Origin of the sequence: Mesorhizobium sp. WSM4989, from assembly GCF_029625795.1 — a bacterium.
Lineage (GTDB): Bacteria > Pseudomonadota > Alphaproteobacteria > Rhizobiales > Rhizobiaceae > Mesorhizobium.
The window spans coordinates 656,641-673,000 of the sequence record NZ_JARTVN010000001.1 but is presented as its reverse complement, the minus strand read 5'-3'; the positions used below and the strand labels follow the sequence as shown (position 1 = coordinate 673,000).

At 65.3% G+C, this 16,360-nt stretch carries 13 protein-coding genes; 11 read left to right on the top strand and 2 right to left on the bottom strand.

Annotated features, from left to right (window positions below; genetic code table 11):
• Nucleotides 1-57: 57 nt before the first annotated feature.
• The 8 genes from P9217_RS03450 (at nt 58) to P9217_RS03415 (ending at nt 6,180) form a co-directional block, all read left to right on the top strand.
• Complete coding sequence (locus P9217_RS03450) at nt 58-462, top strand: DUF559 domain-containing protein (RefSeq protein WP_278086652.1); 405 nt, start codon at nt 58-60, stop codon at nt 460-462.
• Complete coding sequence (locus P9217_RS03445) at nt 459-845, top strand: VOC family protein (protein WP_095800105.1); 387 nt, start codon at nt 459-461, stop codon at nt 843-845. The genes P9217_RS03450 and P9217_RS03445 overlap by 4 nt, the downstream gene beginning before the upstream one ends.
• Before the next feature lie 18 nt (nt 846-863).
• Entirely contained in the window at nt 864-1,355 is a 492-nt protein-coding gene (locus P9217_RS03440; RefSeq protein ID WP_278086653.1) for a GFA family protein, read from the top strand.
• Nucleotides 1,352-1,828 (top strand): GFA family protein, encoded by a 477-nt coding sequence (locus P9217_RS03435; protein ID WP_095777832.1) that lies wholly within the window; start codon nt 1,352-1,354, stop codon nt 1,826-1,828. The genes P9217_RS03440 and P9217_RS03435 overlap by 4 nt, the downstream gene beginning before the upstream one ends.
• On the top strand, nt 1,825-2,790 hold the full coding sequence (gene pip / locus P9217_RS03430) for a prolyl aminopeptidase (RefSeq protein WP_278056801.1): 966 nt from the start codon (nt 1,825-1,827) through the stop codon (nt 2,788-2,790). Before P9217_RS03435 ends, pip begins: the two co-directional genes overlap by 4 nt.
• Nucleotides 2,791-2,854: 64 nt before the next feature.
• The gene (gene cimA, locus P9217_RS03425) at nt 2,855-4,471 is read left to right on the top strand and encodes a citramalate synthase (RefSeq protein ID WP_095800102.1); all 1,617 of its coding nucleotides are present in this window, start codon (nt 2,855-2,857) and stop codon (nt 4,469-4,471) included.
• An 82-nt stretch (nt 4,472-4,553) separates the two neighbouring features.
• Nucleotides 4,554-5,483, top strand: coding sequence for an EamA family transporter RarD (rarD, locus tag P9217_RS03420; RefSeq protein ID WP_095800101.1), 930 nt, complete (start codon nt 4,554-4,556; stop codon nt 5,481-5,483).
• 10 nt (nt 5,484-5,493) lie between these two features.
• On the top strand, nt 5,494-6,180 hold the full coding sequence (locus P9217_RS03415; RefSeq protein WP_278086654.1) for a glutathione S-transferase family protein: 687 nt from the start codon (nt 5,494-5,496) through the stop codon (nt 6,178-6,180).
• Nucleotides 6,181-6,184: 4 nt separating this feature from the next.
• On the opposite strand, the gene P9217_RS03410 is transcribed toward P9217_RS03415, so the two are convergent.
• Together P9217_RS03410 and P9217_RS03405 are read right to left on the bottom strand one after the other, a co-directional pair.
• Nucleotides 6,185-6,403, bottom strand: a complete 219-nt coding sequence (locus P9217_RS03410; RefSeq protein WP_278086655.1) for a CorA family divalent cation transporter — start codon at nt 6,401-6,403, stop codon at nt 6,185-6,187.
• A gap of 117 nt (nt 6,404-6,520) precedes the next feature.
• Entirely contained in the window at nt 6,521-7,873 is a 1,353-nt protein-coding gene (locus tag P9217_RS03405) for a hypothetical protein (protein ID WP_278086656.1), read from the bottom strand.
• A gap of 460 nt (nt 7,874-8,333) precedes the next feature.
• Between P9217_RS03405 and P9217_RS03400 the strand changes: the two genes are divergently transcribed.
• Genes P9217_RS03400 through P9217_RS03390 form a run of 3 tightly spaced genes read left to right on the top strand, consistent with a single transcriptional unit; the run spans nt 8,334 to nt 16,158 of the window.
• Nucleotides 8,334-9,812 carry an efflux RND transporter periplasmic adaptor subunit gene (locus P9217_RS03400; protein WP_278086657.1) on the top strand — a complete coding sequence of 493 codons (1,479 nt, stop codon included), beginning with the start codon at nt 8,334-8,336 and terminating at the stop codon, nt 9,810-9,812.
• Nucleotides 9,813-9,841: 29 nt separating this feature from the next.
• Nucleotides 9,842-12,943: a multidrug efflux RND transporter permease subunit gene (locus tag P9217_RS03395; RefSeq protein ID WP_278086958.1), complete on the top strand. Its 3,102-nt coding sequence runs from the start codon at nt 9,842-9,844 to the stop codon at nt 12,941-12,943.
• Nucleotides 12,940-16,158 carry an efflux RND transporter permease subunit gene (locus P9217_RS03390; protein WP_278086658.1) on the top strand — a complete coding sequence of 1,073 codons (3,219 nt, stop codon included), beginning with the start codon at nt 12,940-12,942 and terminating at the stop codon, nt 16,156-16,158. Before P9217_RS03395 ends, P9217_RS03390 begins: the two co-directional genes overlap by 4 nt.
• Nucleotides 16,159-16,360 lie beyond the last annotated feature (202 nt).

The window sequence follows — 16,360 nt, the reverse complement described above, 5'->3', positions numbered from 1 at the left end:
GGGGGAGATTAGCTCGGGCGTGCGATTTCGTTAATCGCAAACGTGAGGCGTGTAGCTATGGGCCACGACCTCGTTCCATCCCGTCAGCGCAATAACGCCAAGTCCATGCGGCGTGCCATGACGGATGCCGAGCTGAAACTTTGGAACGAGTTGCGTGCCCACCGCTTGATGGGCATGAGCTTCCGGCGGCAGGTGCCGATCGGACCTTATATCGTTGGTTTCGCGTGCTCGGCCCATCGCCTCATAGTCGAGGTCGATGGCAGCCAGCATGGCGATGCGGAACACTTAAACCGTGACGAGGCAAGAAGTGGCTATCTAGCTGCAAGCGGCTGGACCATGCTGCGCTTCTGGAACGACGACGTGATCCGCGATATCGACAATGTCTGCCAGCACATCGTCATTGCGGCCGGCCTGGCCGGCGCCGAAGTGCCGGAGACCGCAACGCAGGAGCTCGTTCCATGATCGATCATCTCGGCATCAGCGTTTCCGATTTCGAAAAGTCCAAGGCGTTCTACGACAAGGCGATGGCGCCGCTTGGCGCTTCGCTGCTCTACATGGTGCCGGAGGAATATACCGGCGGCGCCAAGGTCGGCGGCTATGGCCGCGACCGGCCGGTGTTCTGGCTGAGCGCGGGCAAGGAGAAGCCGAAGGACCATCAGCATGTCGCCTTCACCGCGCGCAGCCGCGCCGAGGTCGACGCCTTCCATGCCGCGGCCCTTGCGGCCGGCGGCAAGGACAATGGCGGGCCGGGGCTGCGTCCGCATTACCACCCCAATTATTACGGCGCCTTCGTCTTCGATCCCGACGGCAACAATGTCGAGGCGGTCTGCCATGATCCGGAGTGAGCTCGATGGGAGGGATCGATGAGCCTTGATAACCGGCCGGTCTATACGGGCGGGTGCCAGTGCGGCGCCGTACGTTTCCGCGTTGAGGGCGCGCTGGGCGATGCCTCGGTCTGCCATTGCCGCATGTGCCAGAAGGCGAGCGGCAATTTCTATCTGCCGCTGGTCTCGGTGCGCGGCGCCAGGCTCGACTGGACGCGCGGCGAGCCGAAGCGCTTCCGCTCGTCCAGCGCGGCATGGCGCGGCTTCTGCGCCGAATGCGGCACGCCGCTGACCTTCGAGGCGCCGGACGGCGTGGCGCTGGCGATCGCCGCCTTCGACGACCCGGCCGGCATCGCGCCAACCATCCAGTGGGGCGTCGAAGCGAAGCTTCCCTATGTCGACGGCGTTTCGAAACTGCCCTCCGAGGAGACGATGGGCGATGTTTCGTCGGCGCCTTATCTCGCCGAGCTCGTCTCCTATCAACATCCCGATCACGACACGGACCAATGGCCGCCGGAGGAAAAACCATGACCGATGAAATTCGAACCGGCGGCTGCCAGTGCGGCGCCGTGCGCTTCCGCGTCCACGGCAAGCTCGGGCGCCCGTCCATCTGCCATTGCCGCATGTGCCAGAAACAGTTCGGCAATTTCTTCGGCGCCCTGGTGACGGTGCCGAAGGATGGCGTCGAATGGACCCATGAGGAGCCGAGCTATTTCCAGTCCTCGGTCAACATCGATCGCGGCTTCTGCCGCCGCTGCGGCACGCCGCTCACCTACCGCCAGCCGGGCGGGCTGGAGATCGCCATCGGTGCCTTCGACGATCGTTCGGACTTGGCGCCGCAGATCCAGGTCAACTACGCGGTGCGGCTGCCCTGGGTGGAGAAGATCTTCGAGGCGCCGGTCCACGACGACCCCGACTACTATCGACGGCAGGAGCAGATCATCTCCTTCCAGCATCCCGATCACGAGACGGCCAACTGGCCGCAGCAGGGACTGAAACTATGACGATCCACAGCAGCTCCTTGCGCACGCTCTATCTCGAGATCGAGCCGTTCGAAACAGGCATGCTCGATGTCGGTGATGGCCACACCATCTATTGGGAGCGCTGCGGCACCAAAGGCGCCAAGCCAGCCGTGTTCCTGCATGGCGGCCCCGGAGGCACGATCTCGCCGAAACACCGGCGGCTGTTCGACCCGAAACTCTACGACGTCATCCTGTTCGACCAGCGCGGCTGCGGCAAGTCGACGCCCAACGCCTCGTTGGAAGCCAACACCACCTGGCATCTCGTCGCCGACATCGAACGCCTGCGCGAGATGGCGGGCTTCGACAAATGGCTGGTGTTCGGCGGCTCGTGGGGCTCGACGCTGGCGCTGGCCTATGCCGAAACGCATCCCGAGCGCGTCAGCGAGCTCGTCGTGCGCGGCATCTATACGCTCACCCGCGCCGAGCTCGAATGGTACTATCAGTTCGGCGTCTCCGAGATGTTTCCCGACAAGTGGGAACGTTTTTTGGCGCCGATCCCCGAGGCCGAGCGCGGCGACATGATGGCGGCCTACCGCAAGCGGCTGGTGGGCACCGACCGCAAGGCGAAGGTCGAGGCGGCGCTTGCCTGGAGTCTGTGGGAAGGCGAGACGATCACGCTTTTGCCGGAGCCGGAAACCAGCACGCCTTTCGGCCAGGACGACTATGCCATCGCCTTCGCCCGCATCGAGAACCACTATTTCGTCCATGCCGGCTGGCTGGAAGAAGGACAGCTGCTGCGCGATGCCTGGAAGCTGAAGGACATCCCCGGCACCATCGTCCACGGCCGCTACGACATGCCGTGCCCGGCGCGCTATGCCTGGGCGCTGCACAAGGCCTGGCCGAAGGCGGATTTCCACCTCATCGAAGGCGCCGGCCACTCGTATTCGGAGCCGGGGATTCTGGACCGGCTGATTCGGGCGACGGATAAATACGCCGGCAAATAACCATGCAGGTTTGTGCTCTACGGCGCCCCCGGCGCGAAGGATCGCGACTTTTCGAGCTACAGCCATGATGAAGCAACGCCTCTACCTCTTCGACACCACGCTGCGCGACGGCCAGCAGACGCCGGGCATCGACTTTTCCGTCGAGGACAAGATCGCGATCGCCAAGCTGCTTGACGAATTCGGCATCGACTATGTCGAGGGCGGGTATCCCGGCGCCAACCCGACCGACACCGCCTTCTTCCATCAGAAGCGCACGGAAAGCGCGAAATTCGTCGCCTTCGGCATGACCAAGCGGGCAGGGGTTTCGGCCTCCAACGATCCGGGGCTGGCGGCGCTGGTGCAATCGAAGTCGGACGCGATCTGCTTCGTCGCCAAGAGCTGGGACTATCACGTGCGCGTGGCGCTCGGCTGCACCAACGAGGAGAACCTTGAGTCGATAAAGGTCTCGGTCCAGGCGGCGGTCGCCGCCGGCAAGGAGGCGATGGTCGACTGCGAGCATTTCTTCGACGGCTTCAAGGCCAATCCGGCTTACGCGCTGGCCTGCGCCAAGACTGCCTATGATGCCGGGGCGCGCTGGGTGGTGCTATGCGACACCAATGGCGGCACGCAGCCTTCGGAAGTGCGGGCCATCGTCGAGAAGGTGATCGCAGGCGGCATCCCTGGCGACCATCTCGGCATTCATGCCCATGATGACACCGGCCAGGCGGTGGCGAATTCCCTTGCCGCCGTCGAGGCCGGTGTGCGCCAGATCCAGGGCACGCTGAACGGCATCGGCGAGCGCTGCGGCAACGCCAATCTGGTCACAATCATCCCGACGCTCGCGCTCAAGCCGGCCTTCGCCGATCGCTTCGAGACAGGCATTTCGGCCGAAGCACTGACCGGCATTTCGCGGCTCTCCCGCGCTTTCGACGAGTTGCTCAACCGCGCGCCGGAAGCTCAGGCGCCCTATGTCGGCTCATCCGCCTTCGCCACCAAGGCGGGTATCCATGCCTCGGCGCTGGCCAAAGAGCCGGCGACTTACGAGCATGTGCCGCCGGAAGCCGTGGGCAACCGCCGCCGTGTCATGGTCTCCGACCAGGGCGGCAAGGCCAATTTCCTCGCGGAATTGAAGCGGCGCGGCATCGACGTGCCGAAGGACGACAGCCGGCTCGACGCGCTCATCGCCGTCGTCAAGGAGCGCGAGGCCGAAGGCTACGCCTATGAGGGCGCCGACGCCTCCTTCGAGCTCTTGGCCCGCAAGATGCTGCACGGCCTGCCGGAGTTCTTCAACGTCACCTCGTTCCGCTGCATGGTCGAGCGCCGCTTCGATGCCAACGGCAACCTGAAGACCGTGTCCGAGGCGATCGTGAAGGTGATGGTCGACGGCGAGGAGAAGATGTCGGTGGCCGAAGGCCACGGCCCGGTCAACGCGCTCGACATCGCGCTGCGCAAGGATCTCGGCAAGTATCAGAACGAGATCGTCGACCTCGAGCTCGCCGACTTCAAGGTGCGCATTCTCAACGGCGGCACCGAAGCCATCACCCGAGTGCTGATCGAATCGCACGATTCCACCGGCGCCCGCTGGTGGACGGTCGGCGTATCGGAAAACATCATCGACGCCTCCTTCCAGGCGCTGATGGATTCAATCATCTACAAGCTGATGAAGAACCGCGAGATGGCAGGACTGGTCGCGGCGGAGTAGGTTGAACCATCATCAAAAGTCCATTGATCCATCAGAATTTTGCGATGGTCTTGGACGATCCGCTGGGCCATAGCGTTGGGCCATGGTCACCGCAACAGCCGATCTCGATCAAGATGCCAAGGCCCGCCGCGGCTTCCTTTTGGCGCTCGGCGCCTATTTCCTCTGGGGGCTGTTGCCCTTCTACATGAAAGCGGTGGCGCACCTGCCTCTGATCGAGGTGATCTCGCACCGGATCGTTTGGTCGGTGCCGATCGCCGCTGCCGTGCTGGTTTGGGCCGGCCGCACCGCCGACTTCAAGGCCGCGATCCGCTCGCCAAAAAGCCTCGCCATGGCGGCGCTGACGGCGACGCTCATCTCGGTCAACTGGGGCATCTATGTCTGGGCGATCGCAGTCGACCGCACGGTCGAGACGGCGCTCGGCTACTATATCAACCCGCTGGTCAGCGTGGTGGTCGGCGCCGTTCTCCTCGGCGAACGGCTCGACCGGCTGCAGATCGCGGCGGTGGCGCTGGCCGCCATTGCGGTGACCGTGCTTACTGTCGAGGCCGGCAAATTACCCTGGGTATCGCTGGCATTGGCCTTCTCCTTCGCCGCCTACGGCTTCTTCCGCAAGACGCTGCCGATCGGGCCGAGCCAGGGCTTTCTGCTTGAAGTTCTTTTGCTGTCGGTGCCGGCGCTTTGCTACATTGCCTACCTGATCGCCGCGGGACAGGACCATTTCATCTCCAGCACCGGCGCCGACACCGCGCTGCTGATCGGCTGCGGCCCGGTGACCGCGGTGCCGCTTCTGCTCTTTGCCTTCGGCGCCAGGCTTTTGCGCCTCTCTACCATCGGCATCATGCAATATATCGCGCCGACCATGGTGTTCCTGATCGCCGTCTTGATCTTCGATGAGCCGTTCGGCACCACGCAGGCCATAGCTTTCGCCCTTATCTGGACTGCGCTGGCCATGTACAGCTGGTCGATGTTCAGAGGGCGCGAGGTCCGCCAGGCGGGTCCCGCGACGAGGTGAGGGCGGTAAAATGTACCTGCTTTATATCGGCAACAAGAACTATTCGTCCTGGTCGCTACGGCCGTGGGTGCTGATGCGGACTCTCGACATTCGCTTCGAAGAGCGGCTGACGCCGTTCCCGACCGGATCGAGTTTTGGCCTCTTCCGGTCATTCTCGCCGAATGGCCGCGTGCCCTGCCTGGTCGACGATGGCTGGGCGGTGTGGGACTCGCTCTCGATCGTCGAATATCTGGCAGAGCGGCATCAGGGCGTTTGGCCGGCCGATGGGAAAGCGCGCGCCTGGGCGCGCTCCGCCGCCGCCGAAATGCATTCGAGCTTTGCCGCGCTGCGCAATGACTGCCCGATGAGCTGTGGCGTGCGCGTCAAGCTGGCATCGATGTCCGATGCGCTGAAGCACGATCTCTTCCGCCTGGGCGACTTGTGGAACGACGGCCTTGCGCGATTCGGCGGACCGTTCCTTGCCGGAGACCACTTCACCGCGGTCGATGCCTTCTTCGCTCCGGTCGCTTTCCGGGCACAGTCCTATGGACTGGCATTCGAGGGCGCCGCCGCTGCTTATCCCAAGCGGTTGCTCGATCTCGCTGCCATGCGCGAATGGTATGCGGCCGGTCTCGCCGAGACATGGCGCGAGCCGGACCATGAGGCGGAAGTCCGCGCGGCCGGTACGGTCGTCGAGGATCTGCGCGCAAGCGCATAGGACGCTAAACCCGGCCCAGCCGCCGCACGACCATGTAGACGATGCCGGCGACGACGACCGCTATCGCCGTCACCACCCAGAAGCCGAGCGCCGTGTCGACCAGCGGGAGCCCGCCGACATTCATGCTGAACAGGCCGGAGATGATGGTCATCGGCAGCAGCACCGCGGTCATGACGGAGAGGATGTAGAGCAGCTGGTTCGACCGCTCGGTCAGCTTCGCCATCAGTTCGGGTTCGCGCCTGCAGCTGCTCGCCGTCGTGATGCAGCGTATGCGCGCGGTGCGAGAGCCTTGCCGCCATGTCGCCGGTCGCTTCCGCTATAAAAACACGACTGAACAGTCCTACTCCTGCTGTCCCGCCAACGCCGCCTGAACGGCCGCCATTCCGGGATCGCGACCCTTGAGCAGATCGTCGATTGACCATGGCGCGGCAATGTCGGGCTCCAGCGTCTTGAGCGCAACCGGCTTGCGGCCCTTGCCTTTGTCGATGGTGGCGACAAGCACGGGCGTCGTGCCCGTGGCGGAACTCGGTTGCGCCATGCCGACGAAACAATCGGCGTAGGCCTTGCAGCCGTTTTGAAGGTCATAGCGCTGCGTCGCGGACTGCAGCATGAGGCCCGAATGCGGCAGCGTCACCTGCTGCTGATCGGCGAAGAACATCATGCGGTCGCCGGGCGCTTCGCCGACCAGTGTGACCCTGTCCCCGCCAGCCTGCTTGAGATAGGCGACGTCGACAATTCCCGCCGAAAAGGTAATCGGGCTTTCCAGCACGAACAGCCGTCCCGGCGGTTTGACGCGGGACGGCCAGGAACTGAGGACATCGCGGGTCAGCATCAAGTTGCCGCCGGTGTTGAAGCGCATGTCGAGGACGAGGTTCTTGCGGCCGAGACGGACCCGGGCGGCTTCGACCTCAGCCAGGAAATCGGCGATCTTCCCGGTCTTGCCGTCGACGTTGCGCCTGACCTCGGCGACGACGCCATCGAGTTCGGGCGCATCGCGCCAGCGGAAAGGCTGTTCCTGATCCTGCAGGGGCCAGGGCGCGCTTCCCTTGGGAAAAATCTTCACCCAGTCGCGGCGCTGCGGCTCCGGGGCGAGCTTGCGGTCGATGATGCGGCCGTCGGGCGCCTGGAAACGAAAGGTCGCGTCGCCGGCGGCATTGGCGAGCCCGAGCGCATGCAGCAGGTCGGGCCGGACGATCGCGTCGGTCGCCTCGATGTCTCGCCATGCCGCCACGCCGCCATGCAGGCTGCGCAGCGCCGAGGAGACTTCAGCAGCCGGATGGCCGTCGATGCCGGCGAGCCGGCTGCCCAGCAGATCGCTGTTTTGCGGGCTGGCCGCTATGACGTAGAAGGCGCCGTCGATGGGCAGCAAAGACATCGCCACACCATTGGCGCGCGGCAACTTGCAGGTCGTGTGACCATTGTCGGCCAGTGCCGCGATCTGGCAGAGATCGACAGCGAAGACGGTCGCGTCGGTCGGACCTGCCGCGGTTTCGAGCGCCTGCAGCCGCGATGCCGCTTCCACGCGGGCGGCGCTGGAAAAAGACTTGTCGACATCGAGGAAGTCGTGACGGAAGACTTTCAGGTCCTCGACCTGTGCGTCATGCGAGGTGGCCCAGTCCGGACTTTGCGCGGTCGTCTGGCCGAGCGCCAACAGGCTGAGCAGGGGCAAGGCGAGCAGCCGGGCAAAGGTCATGGCTTCCCTCTTCGATCGCGATCCGGCCCGCTGCCGATAAAGCTGAGGAATAGGGCAGCTTCGCACGTGGCTGCGTTCACATCTTTGCGAGCGGGATGGAGTGGGGTCCCGCTCGGAGGCTGCGGTTGCGCCGGGACCGGAACGGGGCCTGACCGTCAAAAGGCGGTCCGCCGCACGGGCCGGGTTCACCCCTTAAAGCCTTGTCATCATTGGCCGGGGCGGCGCGGTCGGTCACTCCCACACGATGGGGGCACGTCCCGAACAGCCCGCCCCGGGCATGCGTTTTTTAAGTGTGGTCTTCAACCTAACCCATTCAATTCTTACGGGAATTTAATGTCGCGCGCAATTGCACAGCCCGGTTCCGGCGTTATGTTCCCGGCCGGACTGCCTCTTGGGCCTGTGACGCTGGCCAATGACGTGGTCGACCTGGCCGCATGCGGTTCGATGGATAGGTGACAAAGTGGACGACGAAGTCGCCAGCCGGCTACAGCCGCTCCGTGAGCCGATGACGGACATCAAGCCGGTGGTCGTGCGCCGCCGGCGCCGCGGCTGGATGGTCGCGCTGCTGCTGGTCGCGGCTGGAGCGGGCGTCGCCTTCTGGCTTCATCCAGCGCCGGTGCAGCAGCAAGGCGCGCGCGGGGGCGGACGCTTCCGGGGCGGCGATCTCGGCGCGCAGCCGGTCGCAGTCGCCTCGGTGACGCAGGCCGACATCCCGATCACGCTGGAGGCGCTGGGCACGGTCACCTCACTGTCGACGGTGACGGTGCGCCCGCAGGTCAGCGGGCAGATCACCGCGATCGCCTTCACCGAAGGGGAGATGATGAAGAAGGGCGATTTTCTTGCCCAGGTCGACGACCGCACTCTCCAAGCCTCGCTGCATCAGCTGCAGGGCCAATTGAAGCACGACCAGGCGCTGCTGAGCGATGCCAGGCTCGACCTCGACCGCGATCTGAAGCTGACCTCCAACGCCATCACGCAGCAGGCGGTCGACCTGCAGCGCGCGACCGTGCAATCCGACGAGGGCACGGTCATGTCCGACCAGGCGCAGATCGAGGCCGTCGAGGTCAATATCGCCAACAGCCATATCGTTGCACCTGCCGATGGCCGCATCGGCCTCAGGCTGGTCGATCAGGGCAATTACGTCACGCCTTCCGACAGCACCGGCATTGCGGTGATCACCGAGATGCAGCCGATTTCGGTGCTGTTCTCGCTGCCCGAAGACACCCTCGCCGAAGTGCTGGAACAGACGCATGGTAATGCCGGGCTCAAGGCCACCTTGTTCGACCGCAACGACACCAAGCAGATCGCCGAAGGCACGCTGCAGACGATCGACAACCAGATCGATCCGACCACCGGCACCGTGAAGCTGCGCGCCGTGTTTGCTAACGCCGACGGCGGGCTTTATCCCAACCAGTTCGTCAACGTGCATCTCCTGGTGCGCACGCTGACCGGCGTGACGGTGCTGCCCAACGCCGCCATCCAGCACGGCGCTCCAGGCACTTTCGTCTATCAGCTCAACGACGACAGCACTGTCTCGTTGAAGACCGTTTCCCTTGGCCCCGGCGACGCCTCGGTCACGCAATTGCTGTCGGGCCTTCCGCCGGGCGCCAAGGTGGTCGTCGATGGCGTCGACCGGCTGAAGGACGGCGCCAAGGTGACCGTGCCTGACAACAGCGCCGCGCCGACCGCCGGCGCTGGATCTCCCGCGCAGCCGCAAGCGGAGGGTAGGGGCAGCGGGGCCGCCGCGACCAGCAATACGTCTGCCGTCAACCCCGGCAACGCGCCCGCGATCTCGAGCAGCCAGCGCCAAGGTTCGGCAGGCGACGGCGCGGACGCATCGGGCGATGCCGGCCGCAAGCACCACCGCCACCATCGTCGCGACGGCAACGGCAATAGCGGCAGCAGCGGAAATGGTGGCGACAGCGGCGAAGCCCAATGAGCACGCCAAGCGGTCTCGTCTCCGGTTGGCTGAACCCGTCGCGGCCTTTCATCCTGCGGCCGGTGGCCACCACGCTGATCATGGCGACCATCCTGATGGTCGGCATGATCGCCTATCTCTTCCTGCCGCTCTCGGCCTTGCCTGAGGTCGACTACCCGACGATCCAGGTGCAGACCTTCTATCCCGGCGCCAGCCCGGAGGTGATGACGACTTCGGTCACCGCGCCCCTGGAGCGCCAGTTCGGCCAGATGCCGGGGCTGGAGCAGATGTCGTCGGGGAGTTCGGCCGGCGCCTCCGTCATCACGCTGCGCTTCAGCCTCGACCTCAGCCTGGACATTGCCGAGCAGGAGGTCCAGGCGGCGATCAACGCAGCCGGCAACCTTCTGCCCGCCGACCTGCCGGCGCCGCCGATCTACGCCAGGGTGAATCCGGCCGACGCGCCGATCCTGACGCTGGCGATCACCTCGAAGACGCTGCCCCTGACCGAAGTCGAGAACTATGGCGAGACGCGGCTGGCGCAAAAGATCTCGCAGCTTCCGGGCGTCGGGCTGGTCAGCATCTCCGGCGGCGAGCGGCCGGCCGTGCGCATCCGCGTAAAGCTCAAGGCGCTGGCCGCCATGGGGCTCAACATCGACGATCTGCGCACCACCATCGGCACGCTCAACGTCAACACGCCGAAAGGCAGCTTCGACGGGCCGGCGCGTTCCTACACCATCAACGCCAACGACCAGATCAGCGACCCCAAGACCTATGCGGATATGGTCGTCGCTTACCGCAACGGGGCGCCGGTCAGGCTGGGCGAGGTCGCCGATATCATAGAGGGGCCGGAGAACTCGAAGCTGGGCGCTTGGGAAAACCGCTCGCCGGCGATCCTGCTCAACATCCAGCGCCAGCCCGGAGCCAATGTCATCCGCGTCGTCGACTCGGTGAAGGCGCTGCTGCCACAGGTTCGCGCCGGCTTGCCGGCGGCGGTCAGCGTCGAGCCGCTGACCGACCGCACGACCACCATCCGTGCCTCAGTCCATGACGTCGAGTTCGAGCTGGCGACGGCGGCGCTTCTGGTCGTGCTCGTCACCTTCCTGTTCCTGCGCAACATTCCGGCGACGATCATTCCGAGCCTGTCGGTGCCGCTGTCGCTGATCGGCACGTTCGCGGTCATGTATCTTTGGGGCTTCAGCCTCGACAATCTGTCGCTGATGGCGCTGACCATCGCCTCCGGCTTCGTCATCGACGACGCCATCGTCATGATCGAAAACATCTCGCGCTTCATCGAGCATGGCGACGATCCGGTCACCGCCGCGCTCGAAGGCTCGGCCCAGATCGGCTTCACCATCATCTCGCTCACCGTCTCGCTAATCGCGGTGCTGATCCCGCTTCTGTTCATGGGCGACGTCGTCGGCCGCCTGTTCCACGAATTCGCCATCACGCTTGCGATCGCCATCGTCATTTCGGCCATCGTCTCGTTGACGCTGGTGCCGATGATGTGCGCCAGGCTGCTCAAGCCGCCGTCCGAACGCAGGCAGGGCGCGCTGGCGCGCGGCGCCGAGGCCGCCTTCGATGCCGTGGCCAACGGCTATGCCGCCGCCTTGCGCTGGGTGCTCGACCGTCAGGCGCTGACGCTGCTGGTCGCCGCAGCCACGCTTGCGCTCACCGTCTATCTCTATGTTGTCATCCCGAAAGGCTTCTTCCCGGTTCAGGACACCGGCGCGATTTCGGCCGTCACCGAGGCCGCGGGCTCGGCGTCCTACGCCGACATGGCAGCGCACCAGCAGGCGCTCGCCGATGTCATCTTGAAGGATCCGGATGTCGCGAGCCTGTCGTCCTTCATCGGCGTCGACGGCCAGAACATGACCGCCAACAGCGGCCACATGCTGATCAATCTCAAGCCGCGCGACGAGCGCGCGGCCGATGCCAGCGCGATCATCCGGCGGCTGGCTCGGGAGACCGACGTCGTGACCGGCATCGCGCTGCACATGCAGCCGGTGCAGGACCTGAGCGTGGACTCCACCTCCAGCGCGTCGCAGTACCAATACGTTCTGCAGGATTCGGATCCGGCCGAGCTGGCGACCTGGACATCAAAGCTCACCGATAGGCTGGCGGCACTTCCCGAACTCGCCGACGTGGCCAGCGACAGCCAGCAGAGCGGGCTTGCGGTCGACATCACCATCGACCGAGCGACGGCGGCACGCTTCGGGATTACGCCAGCGACCGTCGACAACGCGCTCTACGATGCCTTCGGCCAGCGCATCATCTCGACCATCTTCACCCAGTCGAACGAATACCGCGTCATCCTTGAAGCCGATCCTTCGGTCGGACAGACGCCGGCTTCGCTGGGCTCGATCTACCTGCCGTCCTCCGGTTCCGGCCAGGTGCCGCTATCGGCGATCGCCAGCATCACTGTCCGGCAGGCGCCGCTGCTGGTGAACCACCTCGCCCAGTTCCCGGCCACGACCATATCCTTCAATCTCGCGCCCGGCATCTCGCTCGGCGACGCCACCGCGGCGATCAGCAAGGCGGAACATGACATGCAGCCGCCCGCCGGCCTGGTCACCGGCTTCCAAGGCGCCGCGCTTGCCTTGCAAAGCTCGCTCTCCAACGAGCTGCTGCTGGTGCTTGCGGCAGTCGCCACCGTCTATGTCGTGCTTGGCGTGCTCTATGAGAGCTTCATCCACCCGCTGACGATCCTCTCGACGCTGCCCTCGGCAACCGTGGGCGCGCTGGTGGCGCTGATGCTCGCCGGCCACGATCTCGACGTGATCGGCATCATCGGCATCGTGCTCTTGGTCGGCATCGTCAAGAAGAACGCCATCATGATGATCGACTTCGCCCTGCAGGCCGAACGCCTGCAGGGGCTGGACCCGCGCGAGGCGATTTACGAAGCCTGCTTGCTGCGGTTGCGGCCGATCCTGATGACGACGATGGCCGCGCTGTTCGGGGCGCTTCCGCTCCTGCTCGGCGGCCTTGCCGGCTCGGAATTGCACCAGCCGCTCGGCATCACTATCGTTGGCGGGCTGATCGTCAGCCAGGTGCTGACGCTCTTCACCACGCCGGTGATCTACCTTGCCTTCGATAGACTGACGCGGTCGGGGGCACGTGAAGCGAGAGCGCCGGCCGGCGGGCTCACGCCGTGAACCTCTCCGCGCCCTTCATCGCCAGGCCGGTCGCCACGACGCTGCTGGCCATCGGATTGGCGGCGGCGGGCCTGATCGCATACGTCAATCTTCCCGTCGCGCCGCTGCCCAAGGTGGATTTCCCGACCATCTCGGTGCAGGCCTCGATGCCAGGCGCCAGCCCCGACACGATGTCGACCGATGTCGCGGCGCCGCTCGAACGCCATCTCGGCCAGATCGCCGGGGTTTCCGAGATGACGTCGCGCTCCGGCACCGGCTCGACCAATGTTGTGCTGCAATTCGACCTCGATCGCGACATCAACGGCGCCGCGCGCGACGTTCAAGCCGCCATCAACGCCGCGCGCGCCGACCTCCCGTCCGATCTGCGCAGCAACCCGACCTACCGCAAATACAATCCCGCCGACGCGCCGGTGATGATCCTGGCGCTGACCTCGCGCACACTCACACCCGGTCAGCTCTACGATGCCGCCGCGACCGTGCTGCAGCAGCGCCTGTCCCAGGTCGAGGGTGTCGGCAATGTCGACCTCGGCGGCTCGTCGCTGCCCGCCGTTCGGGTGGAGCTCAATCCGGGGGCGCTGTTCCATTACGGCATCGGCCTGGAGGATGTGCGCGCCGCACTTGCCTCGGCCAATGCGCGCAGTCCGAAGGGTTTCGAGGAAGACGGGGCGCTCCGCTACCAGCTCTACACCAACGACCAGGCGAGCCATGCCGCCGACTATCGCGACCTGGTGATCGCCTGGCGCAACAGTGCGGCGGTGCGCCTCGCCGACATCGCAGATGTCGAGGACTCGGTTGAGGACGTGCGCAATCTCGGCCTCGCCAATGGCGTGCCGGCCGTGCTTTTGGTGCTCTATCGCGAGCCCAACGCCAACATCATCGACACGGTCGACCGCGTGCGCGCGCTGATCCCGACGCTGCAGGCTTCGGTGCCGGCGGATGCGCGCCTCAGCATCGCGTCCGACAGCAGCCTCACCATCCGCGGCTCGCTGCGCGACACCGAGCTGACGCTGGTGCTGGCGGTGCTGCTGGTCGTCTTCGTGGTGTTCTTCTTTTTGCGCGACTGGCGCGCGGCGCTGATCCCGAGCGTGGCGCTGGTCGTCTCGATCCTCGGCACCTTCGGAGCGATGTACCTGCTCGGCTACACGCTCGACAATCTGTCCTTGATGGCGCTCACCATCGCCACCGGCTTCGTCGTCGATGACGCCATCGTGGTGCTGGAAAACATCATGCGCCACATCGAGGACGGCATGCCGCGCGGCCGGGCGGCGCTGGTCGGCGCTCAAGAGGTCGGCTTCACCGTGCTGTCGATGAGCGCTTCTCTCGTCGCCGTGTTCCTGCCGATTCTGTTGATGGGCGGCATACTCGGCCGCCTGTTCCAGGAATTCGCCATGACCTTGTCGCTGGCGATCGCCATTTCGCTGGTGCTGTCGCTGACGGTGACCCCGATGATGTGCGCGCATTTTTTGCGCGCGGGTGCAGTCCGATCGGAGCGCCGTTCCATCCTCGCACGCTTCGGCGAAAGCGTCTTCCAGCGCGTCCGCGCCGGCTACGGCCGCTCGCTCGCCTGGTCGCTCGACAATGCCGAGGCGATGCTCATCATCCTGATCGCGGCCGTCGCGCTCAACGTCTACCTCTATACGATCGTGCCGAAGGGCTTCTTCCCGCAGCAGGACACCGGCGAGCTGATCGGCGGCCTGCGCGCCGACCAGGCCATTTCCTTCCAATTGATGCGGCAGAAATTCGAGCGGCTGGAGACGATCCTGAAGAGCGACCCGGCGGTGGCGAACGTCGTCGGCTATATCGGCGGCCGCCAGACCAACTCCGGCTTCGTCTATGTCAACCTGAAGCCGAAGGGCGATCGTGCGCCGCTGCAAGCGGTGCTGGGGCGGCTGCGCGCGCAGCTCAGGCAATTGCCCGGCGCGCAGCTCTTCCTCAACCCGCGCCAGGAGATCAGGGTCGGCGGCCGCCAAAGCCTCGCCACCTATCAATACACGCTGCAGGCCGATACGACCGCTGACCTCGACGAATGGGCGCCGAAACTCGTCGAATTGCTGAAACAGGCGCCGGAGCTAACCGACGTCAATTCGGACCGCGACGAGGCCGGGCTCGAAACCAACATCACCGTCGACCGCGAGAGCGCGGCCCGGCTCGGCCTGACGCCGGCGAGCATCGACAACACGCTTTACGACGCCTTCGGCCAGCGCCAGGTGTCGACCATCTTCAACGCCCGCAACCAATATCACGTGGTGATGGAAGTCGCGCCGCGCTATCTGCAGGATCCGAGCGCGCTCAATGGCATCTATGTCAGCACCTCGGGCGCGGCGGCGAGCGGCACGCAGAAGACCAACGCGCTGGCCGGCAGCCTGTCGGGCTCGCTGCAGAATCAGGCGACCAATGCGATCGCCGTCACCGGCCACGGCAGCGCCTCGAGCGGCGCCGCCGTCAGCACCTCGGCCGAGACCATGGTGCCGCTCGCCGCCTTCAGCACCTACGGTCCGGCGACCACGCCGCTTTCGGTCAACCACCAGGGCCACTTCGTCGCCACGACGATCTCGTTCAACCTTGCCGATGGCGCCACGCTCGGCGACGCCTCGGCGGCAATCGACCGCGCCATGGCGGAGCTGAAAATGCCGGTGTCGATCCACGGCTCGCTTGCCGGTACGGCGCTCGCCTTCCGCTCCAACCTGCTCAACGAGCTCCTGCTGATCGCTGCCGCGCTCGCCACGATCTATGTCGTGCTCGGCGTGCTCTACGAAAGCTACGTGCACCCGATCACCATCCTGTCGACGCTGCCTTCGGCCGGCATCGGCGCGCTGCTCGCGCTCATCGTCACCGGCATGGAATTCGACGTGATCTCGCTGATCGGCATCATCCTGTTGATCGGCATCGTCAAGAAGAACGCCATCATGATGATCGACATGGCCTTGCAGGCCGAGCGCCAGGAAGGGCTTGCGCCGCGAGAAGCCATCCACAAGGCGAGCCTCCAGCGCTTCCGGCCGATCATGATGACGACCTTTGCGGCTTTGCTCGGCGCATTGCCGTTGGCGCTCGAGACCGGCACTGGGGCGGAGCTGCGCCAGCCGCTCGGCATCGCGATCGTCGGCGGCCTCATCGTCTCGCAGCTTCTCACGCTCTACACCACGCCGGTCGTCTATCTCTATCTCGACCGGCTCAGCGCCCGCAGACCGATGCTGCGAGTGGCGCCGGCGGAGTGATCGGGCACCGCGACCTTGGACTGTTCGACCGCGCGAAGCGAAACAGTTCGGCCCGGCGCGCCTTCATCTCCCTCAACGCTACCCGAGGCGGTTGATCGTGAGATCTGGGCCATCGCTTGGTGAACTGCAAGATGCTTCATCATCGGATGCGCCCTCGAAGGGCGCGACCAGTTCCTGCTCACCCGGCAATTGCCCAAGCGCT